Annotated in this window: 20 protein-coding genes; 1 reads left to right on the forward strand and 19 read right to left on the reverse strand. The window is 50.5% G+C overall.

From position 1 onward, the window contains the following. Window positions 1-20: 20 nt before the first annotated feature. The 10 genes from GQS10_RS13390 to GQS10_RS13435 all read right to left on the reverse strand — a co-directional run bounded on the left by GQS10_RS13390 (window position 21) and on the right by GQS10_RS13435 (window position 6,768). Window positions 21-452 (reverse strand): GNAT family N-acetyltransferase, encoded by a 432-nt coding sequence (locus tag GQS10_RS13390; RefSeq protein ID WP_166242977.1) that lies wholly within the window; start codon window positions 450-452, stop codon window positions 21-23. 41 nt (window positions 453-493) lie between these two features. Continuing rightward, complete coding sequence (locus GQS10_RS13395) at window positions 494-796, reverse strand: hypothetical protein (RefSeq protein ID WP_166242979.1); 303 nt, start codon at window positions 794-796, stop codon at window positions 494-496. Continuing rightward, window positions 793-1,407: a hypothetical protein gene (locus GQS10_RS13400; protein WP_166242981.1), complete on the reverse strand. Its 615-nt coding sequence runs from the start codon at window positions 1,405-1,407 to the stop codon at window positions 793-795. Before GQS10_RS13400 ends, GQS10_RS13395 begins: the two co-directional genes overlap by 4 nt. 10 nt (window positions 1,408-1,417) lie before the next feature. Continuing rightward, window positions 1,418-1,753 carry a GNAT family N-acetyltransferase gene (locus GQS10_RS13405; RefSeq protein ID WP_166242983.1) on the reverse strand — a complete coding sequence of 112 codons (336 nt, stop codon included), beginning with the start codon at window positions 1,751-1,753 and terminating at the stop codon, window positions 1,418-1,420. A gap of 48 nt (window positions 1,754-1,801) precedes the next feature. Further along, complete coding sequence (locus tag GQS10_RS13410) at window positions 1,802-2,548, reverse strand: metallophosphoesterase family protein (RefSeq protein WP_166242985.1); 747 nt, start codon at window positions 2,546-2,548, stop codon at window positions 1,802-1,804. A gap of 72 nt (window positions 2,549-2,620) precedes the next feature. Next, on the reverse strand, window positions 2,621-3,211 hold the full coding sequence (locus GQS10_RS13415; protein WP_166242987.1) for an AAA family ATPase: 591 nt from the start codon (window positions 3,209-3,211) through the stop codon (window positions 2,621-2,623). A gap of 40 nt (window positions 3,212-3,251) precedes the next feature. Beyond that, window positions 3,252-4,007 (reverse strand): DUF4184 family protein, encoded by a 756-nt coding sequence (locus GQS10_RS13420; RefSeq protein WP_166242989.1) that lies wholly within the window; start codon window positions 4,005-4,007, stop codon window positions 3,252-3,254. A gap of 157 nt (window positions 4,008-4,164) precedes the next feature. Then, window positions 4,165-5,052 carry a hypothetical protein gene (locus GQS10_RS13425; RefSeq protein ID WP_166242991.1) on the reverse strand — a complete coding sequence of 296 codons (888 nt, stop codon included), beginning with the start codon at window positions 5,050-5,052 and terminating at the stop codon, window positions 4,165-4,167. A gap of 131 nt (window positions 5,053-5,183) precedes the next feature. Beyond that, a complete protein-coding gene (locus GQS10_RS13430; protein WP_166242993.1) occupies window positions 5,184-5,471 on the reverse strand; it encodes a hypothetical protein in 288 nt (95 codons plus the stop codon). Between the two features lie 19 nt (window positions 5,472-5,490). Next, complete coding sequence (locus GQS10_RS13435; RefSeq protein ID WP_166242995.1) at window positions 5,491-6,768, reverse strand: hypothetical protein; 1,278 nt, start codon at window positions 6,766-6,768, stop codon at window positions 5,491-5,493. 134 nt (window positions 6,769-6,902) lie between these two features. On the opposite strand from GQS10_RS13435, the gene GQS10_RS13440 reads away from it, so the two are divergent. Further along, a complete protein-coding gene (locus tag GQS10_RS13440; protein ID WP_166242997.1) occupies window positions 6,903-8,819 on the forward strand; it encodes a multicopper oxidase family protein in 1,917 nt (638 codons plus the stop codon). 64 nt (window positions 8,820-8,883) lie between these two features. On the opposite strand, the gene GQS10_RS13445 is transcribed toward GQS10_RS13440, so the two are convergent. The 9 genes from GQS10_RS13445 to GQS10_RS13485 form a co-directional block, all read right to left on the reverse strand. Beyond that, window positions 8,884-9,732 carry a family 1 encapsulin nanocompartment shell protein gene (locus tag GQS10_RS13445; RefSeq protein ID WP_166242999.1) on the reverse strand — a complete coding sequence of 283 codons (849 nt, stop codon included), beginning with the start codon at window positions 9,730-9,732 and terminating at the stop codon, window positions 8,884-8,886. Between the two features lie 278 nt (window positions 9,733-10,010). Next, complete coding sequence (locus tag GQS10_RS13450) at window positions 10,011-10,373, reverse strand: hypothetical protein (protein WP_166243001.1); 363 nt, start codon at window positions 10,371-10,373, stop codon at window positions 10,011-10,013. A 79-nt stretch (window positions 10,374-10,452) separates the two neighbouring features. After that, a complete protein-coding gene (locus GQS10_RS13455; protein WP_166243003.1) occupies window positions 10,453-10,890 on the reverse strand; it encodes a hypothetical protein in 438 nt (145 codons plus the stop codon). Next, on the reverse strand, window positions 10,887-11,300 hold the full coding sequence (locus GQS10_RS13460) for a hypothetical protein (RefSeq protein ID WP_166243005.1): 414 nt from the start codon (window positions 11,298-11,300) through the stop codon (window positions 10,887-10,889). Before GQS10_RS13460 ends, GQS10_RS13455 begins: the two co-directional genes overlap by 4 nt. Beyond that, a complete protein-coding gene (locus tag GQS10_RS13465) occupies window positions 11,297-11,611 on the reverse strand; it encodes a hypothetical protein (RefSeq protein ID WP_166243007.1) in 315 nt (104 codons plus the stop codon). The genes GQS10_RS13460 and GQS10_RS13465 overlap by 4 nt, the downstream gene beginning before the upstream one ends. Window positions 11,612-11,653: 42 nt before the next feature. Next, window positions 11,654-12,136 carry a hypothetical protein gene (locus GQS10_RS13470; RefSeq protein ID WP_166243009.1) on the reverse strand — a complete coding sequence of 161 codons (483 nt, stop codon included), beginning with the start codon at window positions 12,134-12,136 and terminating at the stop codon, window positions 11,654-11,656. Further along, window positions 12,133-13,104 (reverse strand): hypothetical protein, encoded by a 972-nt coding sequence (locus GQS10_RS13475; RefSeq protein WP_166243011.1) that lies wholly within the window; start codon window positions 13,102-13,104, stop codon window positions 12,133-12,135. The genes GQS10_RS13470 and GQS10_RS13475 overlap by 4 nt, the downstream gene beginning before the upstream one ends. Next, window positions 13,104-13,949 (reverse strand): sensor histidine kinase, encoded by an 846-nt coding sequence (locus GQS10_RS13480; RefSeq protein WP_166243013.1) that lies wholly within the window; start codon window positions 13,947-13,949, stop codon window positions 13,104-13,106. The genes GQS10_RS13475 and GQS10_RS13480 overlap by 1 nt, the downstream gene beginning before the upstream one ends. 65 nt (window positions 13,950-14,014) lie before the next feature. Beyond that, window positions 14,015-14,728: a response regulator transcription factor gene (locus GQS10_RS13485; protein WP_166243015.1), complete on the reverse strand. Its 714-nt coding sequence runs from the start codon at window positions 14,726-14,728 to the stop codon at window positions 14,015-14,017. Window positions 14,729-14,865 lie beyond the last annotated feature (137 nt).

The following is a 14,865-nucleotide window of genomic DNA, read 5'->3' on the forward strand; positions in this document are numbered from 1 at the left end:
CGTTCCTGCGCTCCTTCCTTCTATTCATTCTTCTTTGTCAAAAAGTCCGGCATTCTCCGCATATAACGCTCAGGATCTCTTGAAAACCCATACTGCTCGTACAAGTCATGCGCATCGAGCGTTCCTAACACGCCCATAAGATTATTCCACGGCTCCGATGTCGTAATCGTCTCCACCAGACGTTTGCCGATCCCAAATCCACGAAAATCCTCGTCGATAAATACATCGCACAGCCAGTACATCGTCGCTCCATCACTCACCAAGCGGGCGAAGCCGATTTGCCTCCCTTGATAATAAACACCATAGCAATATGAATTTTCGATGGACTTGCGGATCTTGCTTTCCGATCGCTTATTGGCCCAATAGCTGCGTGCCAAAAACCCGCAGATCACATCCAGCTGCAGTAAGCTTTTATCGTCACTGATCACAATATCCTCAGTATGCATGGCCATTGCCCTCTCCGATTTTTTGTATCCGATCGATGATTTACTCCTCAACGCTCCATACGGTTCTGTCTCCATCGGGTCCACAGCCAGTAAATGACCCAATACAGGACCATACCACCAGCCAGCCGAGATAAAAACATCCATGGCCCCTCCGGCTTATAAATCACCCCGAAGCTTACCTTATGCTGCATGTAGTCGACAGACTCGTACGCAGCAGCAATATCCGGCTGATATGTTATCGTTTGAAACATCCCCGCCCCCACTTGAATAGCCGTATAAACGACCATCAGCAGGAGCGAAAACATGATGGCCTTCATCCAATGGCCCACCGATCTAAAGCTTTTTTTCATTTCAATTCCACCTTCATTTTAAAAAGAATAACAAGGTCGTCTTCTTTGATCATATTGGCCACATGCTCGGGATTTTGCATCGAATACGTTCGCAAACTCTCTTGATCTCCGCGAAAGCCTCCAATGATCTCCTCTTTCCCAGCCTCAAATTGAAGCGGCTGTTCCCCAATCGAGTTCTCCCAGTGGCCGATACCAGGGAAGTAAGGATTGGGATGAAACTCGGAAAGCGCTGACCGAACCCCCGGCGCATGCAGCGAGAAATACATTTTGTCGTTATTGCCTTGGAATAAAGCGATCCCCATGCTGCCTTCCACCTTCTCCTTCGTGCTCAATCCGTAAGAAAGCATAACGGGTGACTCCAAATCTATTTTGCTGCCTTTCTGGTATACCTCAGCCCAAATCGTCATCCAGCTGCGATTTGCTTGTGGTAGTGTTAGGTGATAATGCAAAAGCTCCCCGACAAACATCTGTGTAAAGGACGTAACCAACTCCGAATCTTCATCCTTGGACAGGATTGCAATTGCGCCCGTCTCATCGCTCTTACTGCAGCCGCTGCCAAAGATGATGAGCAATGCCGCAGCGATCGCAAGAATATAGCCTTTTTGTTTCATAGCTTCTCCTTCATTCCACTAGATTCCATTCGTCCTTCAGCAGACCGTATACGACATGGTCGAAAAATTGATTCCCTCTCTTTTCCACTTTCCGAAGGATGCCTTCCTCCCGGAATCCGAGCCGTAGCGGAATCGCCCTGCTTTTTTCGTTATCCGTGCGTGCGCGAATTTCCATTTTGTTTAAATCCAGAGTATCGAACGCATGCCGCAAAAGCTCCTTACAGCATATAGTCACGATCCCTTTTCCCTGGTATTTATTGCTCAGCCAATAGCCGATCGAGCTAAGCCTAGCATCCCAATCAATTTCGTGAATGCTGATATTGCCCGCGTGGTCTTTCCTCCTCAAGCGTAATCTGCCACCAATCTGCATAGAAGCCCGTTTATCTAGGAATGGCTAGATTAACATAGCCCTGCCGGTTTCAATCGCATAGGCGTAATCCTCACGGCCATTTGCCCTTGCAGCGGCGCTTGCTCGCTTCCAATCATAAGGAAGCATGACATGCTCGAATCCCCATAAGCGCTCTCCGATTTCTGTTGCAATGAGATAAACAGCGTAAGGTGAACCGGACTCCATCACATGAGGATACGGGCATTCATCATAATATGCGGGGAGACCGACGCTCCCGGCGTTTACAATCATTTTCCCATTGGGCAAATAAACGCTTCGAAACACATGGCTGTGTCCGCAGACCACATACGATTCGGATAAAAGCGCTGTCTCCTCGGTTAATTGATCTGCCTCTTTATACCGGGCACCCTTCTCGCCGACTTCCTCCAGCATGTACTGTTCATTGGAATGCGGAGTGCCGTGGCAGAACAAGATGTTGTCTATGGAGCATTTCTTACGAAATGAACGGAGCCAATCCTCCACTTCGCGATGGATCCGCGGCTTTACGAACTGATATGTAGGCGAAGCGTTTTCCCGCTCTAACAAAAGCTGGTCACAATTTCCCATGATATGGATCATGTTTTCATTTTCCATCAAAAGCTTTGCCGTTCCTAGAGGGTCAATAGGACCAAATAAACTGTCGCCTAAATTGACTATGGTTTGGATGCCCCGATCGGAAATATTCTTCAGCACCGCCTCTAAAGCAAAGCGGTTGCTATGGATATCAGAAATCACAGCGATTTTTTGCGGCATCGGCTCTTTCCCTCCCTTATCTTTAAGATCGTATGGAGCGCCTGATCCGGCAATCTCTACCATCACGCAAAATCAAATTCGCAGCTGCTTGAGCTGAGTGAACACACGGTCCGCCTTCTTCTTTAGCGCGCCTCTGGAATCCGGCTGCAGCTCTACTCCTGCCATTTCCGCAATTTGGGCAACAACCTCGTCGATCGTTAGGTGACTCGTATCAAGATGAAACGCAAAGCAAGGATCGGAAAGCCCGTCCAGGCAGCGGTCGATTTGCTTGGCCGCCCAGGATTGGGGTCCCTCCCATCTGCTTCGAAGGCGTTTTAGGAGCACTTCCTTCGTTGCCAATAACGAAAAGTGGCAGATGTTTACACCATCATTTCGCAGTCTGCCGACGATTTCGTCGAAGTACTGCTTGTTGACGATCGTCATCGGAACGATACAGGTACCCTCAAACTGTGTGGCGATCGCACTCAGCATCGAATAATTACACTCCCGCCACATGGGAAAATCCTGAAAATCCTTTTTTACGATGCTGCGCGGGAGGTTGCTGCGGATAAAATATCCCGCATTCTCCGGGTCATAGACGAAGGAACCGGACAGCCGCCGGTGCAGCTCGTAGGCGGTTTGCGTTTTGCCGGCCCCAAATGCGCCGTTAATCCAAATGATCATGGTCTCACCTTCGCAATCGATTGTTTCTACCTTTTTACTTTTAGCTAGATTTCTTTTCTTGTACGCAGTCGATCAGACCAGCAATTATAAGACCTAAACTACATCCGCTTATGGAAGACACCACGAGCATACCCAATTGATTTCCGCTCGAAAAGAACGCAAATTTGATAGAAACCGTTACAAAAGTGACGGCAAAAACGACCGCCCAGTACAAAGATTTCCGCGTGCTGCTATGTGAATGGAGGTGTTCGTTCGGCTGCTTCGATTTAAATAAAAATACGAGTAGAATCAGTGCTTCTGCTGCAAGTCCCACAATGGATAGGGAGTATTGTAATAGTTTATATCCGGGGAGATCGGGAAGCACTCTTTGCTGCAGGATTGGGAATTGGGTTACAAAGCCGCCCGATTGATGGGTAAACGCGTCAATCCCAATATGGCTATAAAAGCCAAGCGTTACCGAGGTGAGAAATACCAGTGCTTCACGGAGTCCGCCGATTTTCCAAGGTAAGATAAGGGCGTACGCCCTTCGATCAAGACCAAACACGGAGGGCAAGTTTCGGGCAAGCGGCCGTTTGATAAAGTAGTGAAATAAAAAAGCAAATAATATACTAAGTGGAATTGCCTGCAGGAAAAGCCCCTTCGTCGTATGCCCAATGCTTTGGTATGGCTCCAAGGCAATGAAATATTCAAAATCCGGCGACATACTGCCGAGAATAATTCCTGTTAAGCTGATCCAGCGGGGAAACAGCCTTTTCACCGGTGCGGCATAGAGCGGATGAGCAAATGTAAACGGCATAAGCTCCTCTCCTTCCTTTTTACAGTCGGATCCAGCAATTATTCATACAGTAGCATGAATCTACTAAAATGGAAATATAAACCTTGCGACTCCGTTTTTTGGAGAAAAGACAAAAAGGCTGCGCGACAAGTGTGCACGCAGCTTTATGAATTATCATCTATTCAGGTATGTTCACAATGAACGAGACAAGAAAGACTTTTCCTTCACGCTGGAACTCCGCCCATATCTTATACTTCCCGCTCTTCGGGAAGTTCGCATCGAATTCAAGCTCCGGTCCAGTGCTGGCTTCGTCGTTCGGGTGGGTATGAATATACGAGGTAGAATCCTCACTCATGATGACAACATGCCCTTTGGACCCGATATAAAATTCAAGATCATGAATCGGCTTCTTCGTTTGCGCATCCTCAAAACGGTACGTCAGCTGTACGGTTTCGCCTGCTTTTCGCTTATTAAATGACAATGAGATCTTCTTTCCGTCAACTACCTTCGTCAGCTCTTTATCCGGTTGAATCGGCGGAGCCGTAGGGGCCTCTCCCTCGACATGCACCCATTGTTTATTGACGATGGCCGGCTTCCCTTTGCCCATTCCGGTCGGGACAAAGGTAGAAATCAGCTGGTAATCACCGCCCTTGGGAAAACGTGTCGTAATCATAAATTCGCCGTTTTCCTTCAGATGCGGATGGATATGCTGAAATACGGACAAGTCCCGGCTAATGACGATCAGGTGCATTTTATCGACGTGGACGTCCTCGAACTCGGTAATCCTCTTTCCTTCCCCATTGTATGCGACGAGTGTTAGATGCTCATCCCGTTTACTTTGCGGAGTACCGTGATCAAACGAAATTTTGAGGCTGACGTCATTTTCATCGTATTGCGTTTGCGAGCTTTTATTCGAAGCTTCACTGGCCTTGGCCTTCGCCTGCTCTGAAGCACTTTGTTCTTCCCTAGGAACCGGTGCCGCCGCAGGTTTGGAATCCGGTGCAGCCTGACAAGCGGTTAGCGTAAGCGCGATGCACATAACAACAATAGCCCACGTATTTTTCAACGATCATCATCCTTTCGTTCAGTTACTCTTATTTTTTGAAAATATGCTAAGCAAATAGGTTCTTAAAAAGGAGGAAAGTGTAAGGCCGATCGTCAGGTAAATAAACTGTAAAATGATTTGTACCCATTCCATCAGCTGTCCTCCTTTACCTTGCCCGACAGCTGCTGCCGCAGAAAATCGGGTACGTTTCTTTCCAAGGCCGAATTCACCCGTGCAAACAAATAGAGGAACACGAGAACAAAGATTAAAAACAATCCAATAATCAAAATAGCAAGCACAATTCCAAGCGGCCCACCGGAAAGCGACCCCATGTAAATTGGGGCGTCACGGAAAAAGAGCATCACCAGCAGCTCAAAAAAGGCGGAAAACGCAAGTCCGATAAAGGAAACTTTAACGGTCTTGAGCCATATTGTTTTCAAACGATCCCCTCCTCTCATGTTAGGAGGGCCCGCTATCATGCACTGTCATTTGGCTGGAAGGTGCTTGTGGCGGTTTCTTCCGCCCTCTTCCAGCACGGCTTCTCTCTATGGAGCCAGGCCATATCGAAAGGAAAGCCATACCGACTAAGCCAACACTCAGCGTAATCAGAAATAAAAGAATGAGAGCTCCAAAAGCGTGAAAGAAAAAGACACCCCAGCCTGAAGAGATTTCAGGATTAAAGATGTCAAAAGAGAAAACCGCTGAGCTTGCTGAGGAGTCAGAGGATGCGTTTGAAGCTTGTGAGGAGCTCTGCCCGGAACTGGTAGAATTATCTCTGCCGGAGGAGCTCGATGAACCCGATGAGCCGCTGCCGCTCATGGAGCCACCTCCGCCACTACCGCTCATGTCCATTCCACTCATGGAGCCACCTCCGCCCATGGAGCCCATACCTCCCATACCCATCATCATCATCATGCCACCCATCCCGCGCATTCCACCCATGCTCATGCCGCTCATGGAACCGCCTCCGCCGCTACTGCCGCTCATGTCCATTCCGCGCATCGCGCCGCCGCCGCCGCTACCGCTCCTGTCCATTCCGCTCCTCGCGCCGCCTCCGCCGCTCCCGCCGCTCATGTCCCTCCCGCTCATCGCGCCGCCGCCGCCGCTACCGCTCCTGTCCATTCCGCTCCTCGCGCCGCCTCCGCCGCTCCCGCCGCTCATGTCCCTCCCGCTCATCGCGCCGCCGCCGCCGCTACCGCTCCTGTCCATTCCGCTCCTCGCGCCGCCTCCGCCGCTCCCGCCGCTCATGTCCATTCCGCTCATGGAGCCACCGCCGCCACTACCGCTCATGTCCATTCCGCTCATGGAGCCGCCTCCGCCGCCACTGCCGCTCATGTCCATTCCGCGCATCGCGCCGCCGCCTCCGCCGCCGCTGCCGCTCATGTCCATTCCGCTCATCGCGCCGCCGCCGCCGCCGCCACTGCCGCTCATGTCCGTTCCGCTCATCGCGCCGCCGCCTCCGCCGCCGCTGCCGCTCATGTCCATTCCGCTCATCGCGCCGCCGCCTCCGCCGCTGTTAGACCCGCTGCTGTTCGAGGAGGAAGAACTGCCGCCGCCGCTTGAACTCTGCGTCGCGCCGCCCCCCGTTCCCATCCCAGGCAGTCCTACTGCTCCATTGGCAGATGACGATGCTGCCCCACCTTGTGGAAACAATAAAAAGAGCAGTAGATACAAGAACAAAACGATAACAATGGCGCCAGCTGTATAGCCCGTTATTCGAAGCCATATGTTTTTCAACCGTGTTTCCCCCCTCTCTACACCCCATCATAATCCCCACTTATGAATTACTTGTTGAGACAATCGTTTTTCCAAAAAATCCACAGCTGCTCCACGCCTTTCTGTTACATTCCAAATTACGGAGGTGAAATAACATGGTGCGCAAATGTGTGAACCGATTTCTTGATAAAATGGAAGCCATAAAAAGAAAAGTGACGCGATGGTTCGGTATTTTCCTCCTCATCACAGTCACCTTCATCGTTATTATTTTACTGCTGATTTTAACTTGGGCACTTCGTCAGTTAGCGCCTCCTTCCGCCTACTCGGCTCAGCCCCCTGCAGCTGCAGCAACTCAGATCGACCGGCAGGTACAGTCCGGACAAAACAACGAAGGCCAGTCCGCTCCGCAGACCCGAACTCATCCGCCAACAAGCATGTCTGGCAATGAGACAGAGTTAGACGGCTCTACAGCTGAGGCCAATAGTCAAGTAGAGAAGCCTCTCCCCGAAGATTTGCTTGGCACCGCCCAAAAGTTAAGTCAGGATTCTACGGCGGATCTCCAGGATTCGCCGCTGCTTGGAGAGCGCACGCTTGCCGAAAGAACCATAACAGACGACGGGACCATCGAGTTTCGGCTTTCCGCCGCACCGGAGACCGTTAACATCAGTCCTACGCTCCCCTTTGAAGCATGGACCTATAACGGCATGCTGCCCGGCCCTATTATCCGGGTAACAGAAGGAGAACGCGTCCGCATTGTTTTTGAAAATCACGTTCCCGGCATCGGCACAGCCGTCCATTGGCATGGCATTCCAACTCGCAATGAGGTTGACGGCGTTCCTGAGCTTACCCAACCCAGCGTAAATACCGGCGAATCGTACGTATATGAATTTACTGCCTCTCCCTCCGGAACGTATTCCTACCATGCTCACGGGGCCAACAAAGGTGCCGAACAGCTCGATCGAGGGTTATATGGACCGTTTATTATCGATCCCGCTGAACCGACATGGCTTCCGAAAGCAAGTGTGGAATGGATTCTGAGCGTCGATGAAATGCAGATTCCCGGAGCCGGATCCGCCCCGCCGGCGAGCGACGGCAACCTGATGGATCAAGAAATGATGCAGCGGATGATGCCCCGTGCAATTCTCGGCTCCGCCGACGTGTACAATGTGTTTATAATAAACGGTAAGCGAAGCCCGCAGCAGCCGCTGGTGGCCCGTGCGGGAGAATGGATCCGCATTCGACTGCTGAATTTCGGGTACCAAAAGCACAGGTTCACGATTGACGGGCTGAAGCTGTTCGCCACGCACATGGACGGAAGAGCGCTGCCCGCAGCACAGCCGGTTGAAATCCTGGAGATTGCCCCATATGAGCGGCTTGATGCCTACATTTACGGCATGACCCCAGGAACCTACACATTAAAGGATATCGACCCGGGCCACAGCGAGTCCGGTATGAAAGCAAAGATCCGGCTTCAACCGCCGAAAGGGCCGAACCAGACCGAGGACATGGATAATTTGAAAAATACACCGTCCGCTACCGGGAGTCCTCTCCCCATTCCCCGTATCAAAACAGCGGATATCCCTGAAGGAGCGCCGCGTTACCAGCAGGTTGCCGCCGGAGTACCCGGCCCCGATAATACCACGTACGACCGTATTTATAATATGACGCTTGGCATGACCATGGATGACGGGCAAATGGCTTGGGCGATTAACGGCCGGAGCTGGGACTCCTTTGAGGATACAGAGCCTTATCTTCTGAAAAAAGGAGAAAAAGTACGTATTAACCTTACGAACATGTCTCCGGAAAGTCATCCGATGCATCTTCACGGACACTTGTTTCATATCGTCGAAATCAACGGACAGCCGATTGCTGAGCCTTGGCTGCTCAAGGATACGATCAATCTTCGTCCGATGGACCGTATTTCCATTGCCTTTACAGCCGACAACCCCGGAGACTGGTTCTTCCACTGCCATCAAGAGCTGCATGCCGACCACGGCTTGAAAACCTATTTCACCTACGAAAAGATAGAAACCCGGAATAAAGACGCGGGCGGGACGCCAGCAGATCGCTGAATGGTGTCAATAGCTGCACCGGCGGAAATACTAAAAAAAGGAAAGGGGCGTTTACCCTTTCCTTTTACGCTTTGACGAGAGTGCACACTGCCGTGGGACGCTTAATGCGGGGAACTAAGCATTCATATACGCGGTAATAGTAGTTCATATTATCATCATTTAAAAAAGCAACGTCGACGTCCTGGGCAATGGCGAGATCGACATTTTGCCCGCCTGTCGCAACCAGTACCCCTAGCCCGTTCTTGATCTGCGAGGATTGGTAAATGCCTTCCGTAAACAAATCCCGAATATGCTCAATCTCCAGCAAATTTGAGCCCGGCTGCACTTGATGAAGCTGTGCGTACGCATCGGGCGACAAGGCCAGTGCGAACGGTCCGTTATGGCCGTTTTTCAAGAGACGGTTGCGCGCGTGAACAATATCTTGAAACCCTCGCCCTGCCTCAGACCAATTTCCGCATGGCTGCACCTCTCTGCCGTCCACATTCATCAAGCCTGGAATGTTGAGCGGAGGATGGCCGTTAAAAATCAACTCATCCTCAAGCAGTGCCACATCCGCCGTAGCGCTTACCGCCGCCGAATAGTCGAGCGGATTGCCCGTTTCTCTGGCCTGCTCGATATCTCTCCAATACAGCACAAAATCCTTATACAAGATCGGAATGGTCAACGTTTCCTTTTCATCCGGCTTAGCAACGCTAATCTTTTCCCCGTGGAGACTAATGTTTCCTGGCTCCGGCTCCAAATATACCGGGTTGGAGACAGATTGGGCCCCAGCGCCGATCGGCCCATAAATGTCAAGAAACTTCGCGACAACAATATGCTCCCTCGCCGTATCGACTACCGTATCGATCAAGCGATCCCATTGCTTTGCCGTAAGCGGCCCGCGGGAGGAGACTCGTTTCCGTTTATTGCTCATCGGTGTTCCCCCTTATCTAACCAAAGATGATGTCACGGATCATTTTCCGCCGAATCCGCGGCTTCCGCCGGTTGTTCCCTAGGTTTATTCGATTTCTTTTTTTCGGAAAAGAAGTACATAAGAACGACGAAATAGAAGGCGGAAATATCAAACGATGTCTTGTAGTTAAAAATCTGATTAATGATGGGCAGCTTATACGTGAAAAACCCGAGTAGGATGCTTAAACTCAGGAGGATAAACTTCTTAACCGTTAGCATCGGATCCGGCCCAGCTCGCCATCATCGATGTGTGGTGCGGCGTCCTCTTCTTGGGCCGCGATCGTCATCCTCGTCGTCATAATCGTCGTCCTCGAATAAACGCACATCATGCCGTTCGAAGTATTTAATCGTAATGCCGATCAACCCGACAATCAGCCCGATCACTGCCAAGATAATTAACGTGATAAATATAAAATTAAATATGGCAATAACCGCGCCCGCCCCGGAGAACGCTGACCCGCTGCTCGAGCTGCTTGAACCGCCTCCCGATACGCCGCTATAACCAACAAACCCTACGAATAGAAATTCGATGAATCCGAAAATCAAAATGGCTACGACCGAATATACGGTAAGCTTCAAAAATGGTCTCTGCTGTCGATTCATAGCTCTCCCTCCTTTGCTACCATCATAGCCGACACTTATGGAGGGACAATGGAGAAGCCATTTTTATAACAAAATCGGGCTAAAATCGGTCTGGGAAATATTTCTGAATCGCGCGTACGAATAGCATTGCGATTCCGGCTAGCAGCGTAAGAAGAAAGAGAACGGTCAGACTGTAGAATAAGAAGTCGATCACCTGGACAAATAAGACGTTAGCCAATCCCAGTCCTCCGCGAAAGCCCATCATGGTGTGAGTTGTGAATGCCTGGATAAAAACCAAGTCCATAATGCCAAAAAACACAATGCCGACCAGTAGATAAATGACCCACGTTAACCAGCTACCGAGCCCCCAACCGCCGCTGTCTTTTGTATTGCGTTCTTGTCTTGGTCCCGACACACCCGATACCTTACCCCATAACGCCTGAATACCGCCAATAAACAGTGCTGCCAGCACCAAAAAGATGAGAATGATAAAGAAGATACTTAAAGCTGCGCTGATCAGGTGCCCGTTTGCGTTCATTTGCGAAGACCTCCTTTTCCTCTCCCCTTCCGATCCGTTCGTGGCAGCCAAAGTATGACCCATACAATACAGGTCCCCGTAAACACTGCCGTCACAACAACAAGAAGCAGTGACAGGACGTAGTTAATCGGGTCAAGTACCGGGTTCGCCATCCCGGACATGTGCATATGCATATCCATCCCCGTTAGCTCCTCGCACATCCGCATGCAAACCTCGATCATAGGGGTAAGGGTGTGAAATGAATTCATCATAGTGTGACCGAACCACATCATCATCGCCATCGACAACATATCCTTCATCGACGGCTGCGCACGGTATTCCGGCTGCACGAAGACCAACACCGCCGCCCCTGTATACAGCAGCACTATCGCCAGCATCCAATGCCCGAAGCTTGACCGCTTCGGCTTCATTTTGCCGCACCCAACCGTTTGCGTAAGCAACAGCCAACGATAAGGCTAAGAGGCAGAAGCCCAAACGATACGAGTGTGACACTCCAAAACAAGGTGCTCCAACCACCCGCAGGGCCGGACATGCCCATCAGCTGCCGCATCATGGAAGACATCAGCGTGCCGGATTGACAGGCTTGCATCATGCTGGTCATGTACTGCATCGCCTGTTCAGGGGGGAGTACCGGATTCACAAGCGATAACAAGACGGAGGCGGCAAGAAAGGCAAATAAAAAAGAAAGCGACCGGACGAATAGAACGAACCAATGATTCATTCCAACGGAATCACCTCCTCTCCTTTAGATAAAAGTAGGGGCTTATTGTTTTCTACCTCTGCGTTTTGGCTTAACCAAAGGCAGACGATACAAGTGGCGCTTTTGCACCATATGCCAGACGATAACCGCCATCAGTACAAATGCGAGCAGCTCATGAAGCATAAAGCTTACAACCGCCACGCGGAAGGGAACCGCCGGCATAAACCAAAGAATCACTCCTGTTATCACTAACACGAAGGTGATCGCAAAATTAAACCCTGCAAAGCCGCTGCTGCCAATCGGCAGCCATTTTCGGACCATCGGCTTCTCTGTGATCAATTGCTTTACCTCGTAGATCGCAACCCAAGCAACCCAAATCACCCACACAAAGCCCACCAACCGGTGCACGGTATCCATTAGCGGGAAGTGATTCCCCATCATCCAGCTAAACCTTCCTCCAATAATCGAAAACCCGCTGAGCAGCAGGAAAAAGGTTAGCACACCCCATATCCAATGCGCGATGAAATCAAACGGGATTGGTCTCAAGATTCTTCCTCCTTTCCGGCTTCCTCTTTTGTGATTTCCTGCTTCTTTTGTGATCGGCTCTTTTGCAGCTGCTTCTTCGCCTTCGAAGATTTGGTAATCCCCCGATCTTTGATCACGCTTACCACATACGCAATGATACATATGAATAGCACGAGCAGCAGGATCATGAGGATTATTTTAAAGGCAATCACCATAGTCTCGTAGAAGCTTCCTTGAGCCTTGGGGCCACCGGTGTAATCAACACTGACGTTGGACCGCATGGAGCCCATATTCATACCGTTCATGGCCCCGCTGCCGGAGACGGAGCTCTTGTTCGTATTCATGCCCGACATATCAGATGAACCGCTGCCCATGTTCATCTGAGAGCCGACTATATTTTGTGCGTCGCCCATATCCATAGGAGAGCCGGAAGAACTCTCCATCCCTCCGCTCGTTGTCCCTGTGCCTTCCATGGCATTCATTCCGCGCCCCTGCTTGCCCGCTTGCCCGCTTCCGGTATCCTCATTCGTGTTCCGATTGCCGTCCACACCGTTATTCTGGTTGTTTGCGTTTCCCTGCGCTTCCATTCCGCCCGGTGCATTCTCCACGCTTTGCTGCAATAAATCAATCGCCTGCCGTACAAGCCGGAGCGCTTCCAGCTGCTGCTGCTTCCAAGTCTTCTGCTCTTGGCTTGCTTCCGAGCTGCCAGAATTCTGACCGGAGGCTGCCGCATCCCCTTCCGACGCTTCTGCCCGATTTGATTGTTCATGGGCCGAATCGGGCTGCTCCTCTTTTGTCATCCCTTCCATCGAGCCTTGCTGCTGCCCGGCCTCAGTTCCCTCCTGCTTCGGCTCTGTCTGCTGCCTTGAGGCCTGAGCGCTGTCCTGCATCTCTGACATTCCTTGTTGTTCGGCAGATACAGAACCCCCCAGGAAAAGCAGCAAGCAAACGGAGCACCACAATCCTTTTAGCAGCTGCTTCCGCTTCATCATTCCCCCTCCTTCCGCTTATCTAATGGATTTGACATTGGGAGTGTAAAAGTAAATCGGCAGCCTCCTGCCTGATCACATTCGACAAAGACATGACCGCCTTGTAGCATGATCAAATGCTTTACAATACTCAGCCCAAGGCCGCTTCGGCCAGATCGTGTCCCCTGATGCAGCTGAACGCTCCTTTCAAACACACGATCCATTTGTTCCTCCGGAATGCCCGGACCTGTGTCGCGCACCGTTGTCACAGCGTGCTGTTTTATCCTATCGACGCGAACCTCGACGGTGACCGAACCGCCATCCGGCGTATGCCGAATTGCGTTCTGAAGTAAATTGTGCAGCACCTGACGGATACGCTCCCGATCACCAAGCACATAGATCCCGTACGAGGCAGGCACCAAATATCGGACCGAAACTCTTTTTTTGGCTCCAGATAGCCTTTCGTCCACGGCAACATCCCTTACGATCTCGGTAAGATCAAAGGAATGGCACGAAACACGAAACCACGGGATTTGTTCATCGGAAGCCGTTTCGATATCTTCAACCAACCGAGAAACATGCATCGCTTTTTCATAAATGATCTGCAGCTCCTGTTCCGTCATAGGAATCAAATGGTCGTTTAACGCTTCGAGACGGGTACAAAGCACATGAACGACATTGCGCAGCTCGTGGGAAACTTCCTCATAAAAATGCACCTTTTCCCGATTGCTCACCTGATGCATCAGCTCTAAACGCCTATCGTAATACCCGCTTACGGCATAAGAGGACAATAATGCGAAAACAAGACTGGCCACAAGGCATTCCGGTACCCTAACATAAGAAAAAGAAGTCCACGATCCGGCCATTGTGTTATGCTCCATCACAAAGCATAGCACCGTGGAACAGATAGACACCCCAAATATCGCAACCGTCATTTTGTACTTGGGTTTAAGCATTGCAGCCTCTGAAATTGATACCCTTCTCGAAACACGGTAACGATATATTGAGGGTTTTTAGGATCTTCTTCGATTTTGCTTCTTAAATTTTTGATATGGCTGTCCAGGGTTCTATCCATGCCTTCGTAAAAATGACCGTGTACCCGTTCGATCAACTGCTGTCTCGAAAGAATCTGCCCCGCATGTTCCATGAAAACCCGCAGCAGCTTAAATTCAATCGGCGTAACCTCTACCTCGTGGCCTCCCACCCATACGCGTTTTTGTTTCTTTTCAATGCGGATATCGCCGACCATGATATTTTCCAGCTTAGGTTCCGGCATCCAAACCCGCCGCAGCATCGCCTTTATACGGGCAACCAGCTCCCGTGGTCGAAACGGCTTTGTGATGTAATCATCCGCTCCGGCCCCAAGACCTCTTAGAATATCCTCCTCCTGATTGCGACCTGAAAGGATAATGATCGGGGTGTTGGAACGGGATCGAATATCTTTGCATATCTCGATACCGCATGCATCCGGAAGACGAATGTCAAGCAATACCAATATTGGCTGTACTCGGTCAAATGCCGCCGTTGCCTCTGCTCCGTTATAAGCAATCTCCACTTTGTATCCTTCACCCTTTATATATGTCTTAATAGTTTGGGCAAGCAGTCGCTCGTCTTCCACTAGCAAGATCGTATTGGGCGTGCTCATTATAACCCTCCTCTAGGTGTATTGAACTTGTCGTTCCGTGGTGCAAGAATAGGAACGCAAGATTAAAGTGAAATCCCCCTTTCATCCCGATTCTATGACTTCCTTCCAACTCTTGAATTTATTTGTGCTATACCTAT

Source organism: Paenibacillus turpanensis, assembly GCF_011421635.1.
Lineage (GTDB): Bacteria > Bacillota > Bacilli > Paenibacillales > YIM-B00363 > Paenibacillus_AK > Paenibacillus_AK turpanensis.

What these genes read in the sequence shown, in the direction of transcription:
- GQS10_RS13390 (WP_166242977.1), bottom strand. Translation starts at nt 452, where the DNA reads ATGGCCATGCATACTGAGGATATTGTGATCAGTGACGATAAAAGCTTA.
- GQS10_RS13395 (WP_166242979.1), bottom strand. Translation starts at nt 796, where the DNA reads ATGAAAAAAAGCTTTAGATCGGTGGGCCATTGGATGAAGGCCATCATG.
- GQS10_RS13400 (WP_166242981.1), bottom strand. Translation starts at nt 1,407, where the DNA reads ATGAAACAAAAAGGCTATATTCTTGCGATCGCTGCGGCATTGCTCATC.
- GQS10_RS13410 (WP_166242985.1), bottom strand. Translation starts at nt 2,548, where the DNA reads ATGCCGCAAAAAATCGCTGTGATTTCTGATATCCATAGCAACCGCTTT.
- GQS10_RS13415 (WP_166242987.1), bottom strand. Translation starts at nt 3,211, where the DNA reads ATGATCATTTGGATTAACGGCGCATTTGGGGCCGGCAAAACGCAAACC.
- GQS10_RS13420 (WP_166242989.1), bottom strand. Translation starts at nt 4,007, where the DNA reads ATGCCGTTTACATTTGCTCATCCGCTCTATGCCGCACCGGTGAAAAGG.
- GQS10_RS13440 (WP_166242997.1), top strand. Translation starts at nt 6,903, where the DNA reads ATGGTGCGCAAATGTGTGAACCGATTTCTTGATAAAATGGAAGCCATA.
- GQS10_RS13445 (WP_166242999.1), bottom strand. Translation starts at nt 9,732, where the DNA reads ATGAGCAATAAACGGAAACGAGTCTCCTCCCGCGGGCCGCTTACGGCA.
- GQS10_RS13450 (WP_166243001.1), bottom strand. Translation starts at nt 10,373, where the DNA reads ATGAATCGACAGCAGAGACCATTTTTGAAGCTTACCGTATATTCGGTC.
- GQS10_RS13455 (WP_166243003.1), bottom strand. Translation starts at nt 10,890, where the DNA reads ATGAACGCAAACGGGCACCTGATCAGCGCAGCTTTAAGTATCTTCTTT.
- GQS10_RS13460 (WP_166243005.1), bottom strand. Translation starts at nt 11,300, where the DNA reads ATGAAGCCGAAGCGGTCAAGCTTCGGGCATTGGATGCTGGCGATAGTG.
- GQS10_RS13465 (WP_166243007.1), bottom strand. Translation starts at nt 11,611, where the DNA reads ATGAATCATTGGTTCGTTCTATTCGTCCGGTCGCTTTCTTTTTTATTT.
- GQS10_RS13475 (WP_166243011.1), bottom strand. Translation starts at nt 13,104, where the DNA reads ATGAAGCGGAAGCAGCTGCTAAAAGGATTGTGGTGCTCCGTTTGCTTG.
- GQS10_RS13480 (WP_166243013.1), bottom strand. Translation starts at nt 13,949, where the DNA reads ATGGCCGGATCGTGGACTTCTTTTTCTTATGTTAGGGTACCGGAATGC.
- GQS10_RS13485 (WP_166243015.1), bottom strand. Translation starts at nt 14,728, where the DNA reads ATGAGCACGCCCAATACGATCTTGCTAGTGGAAGACGAGCGACTGCTT.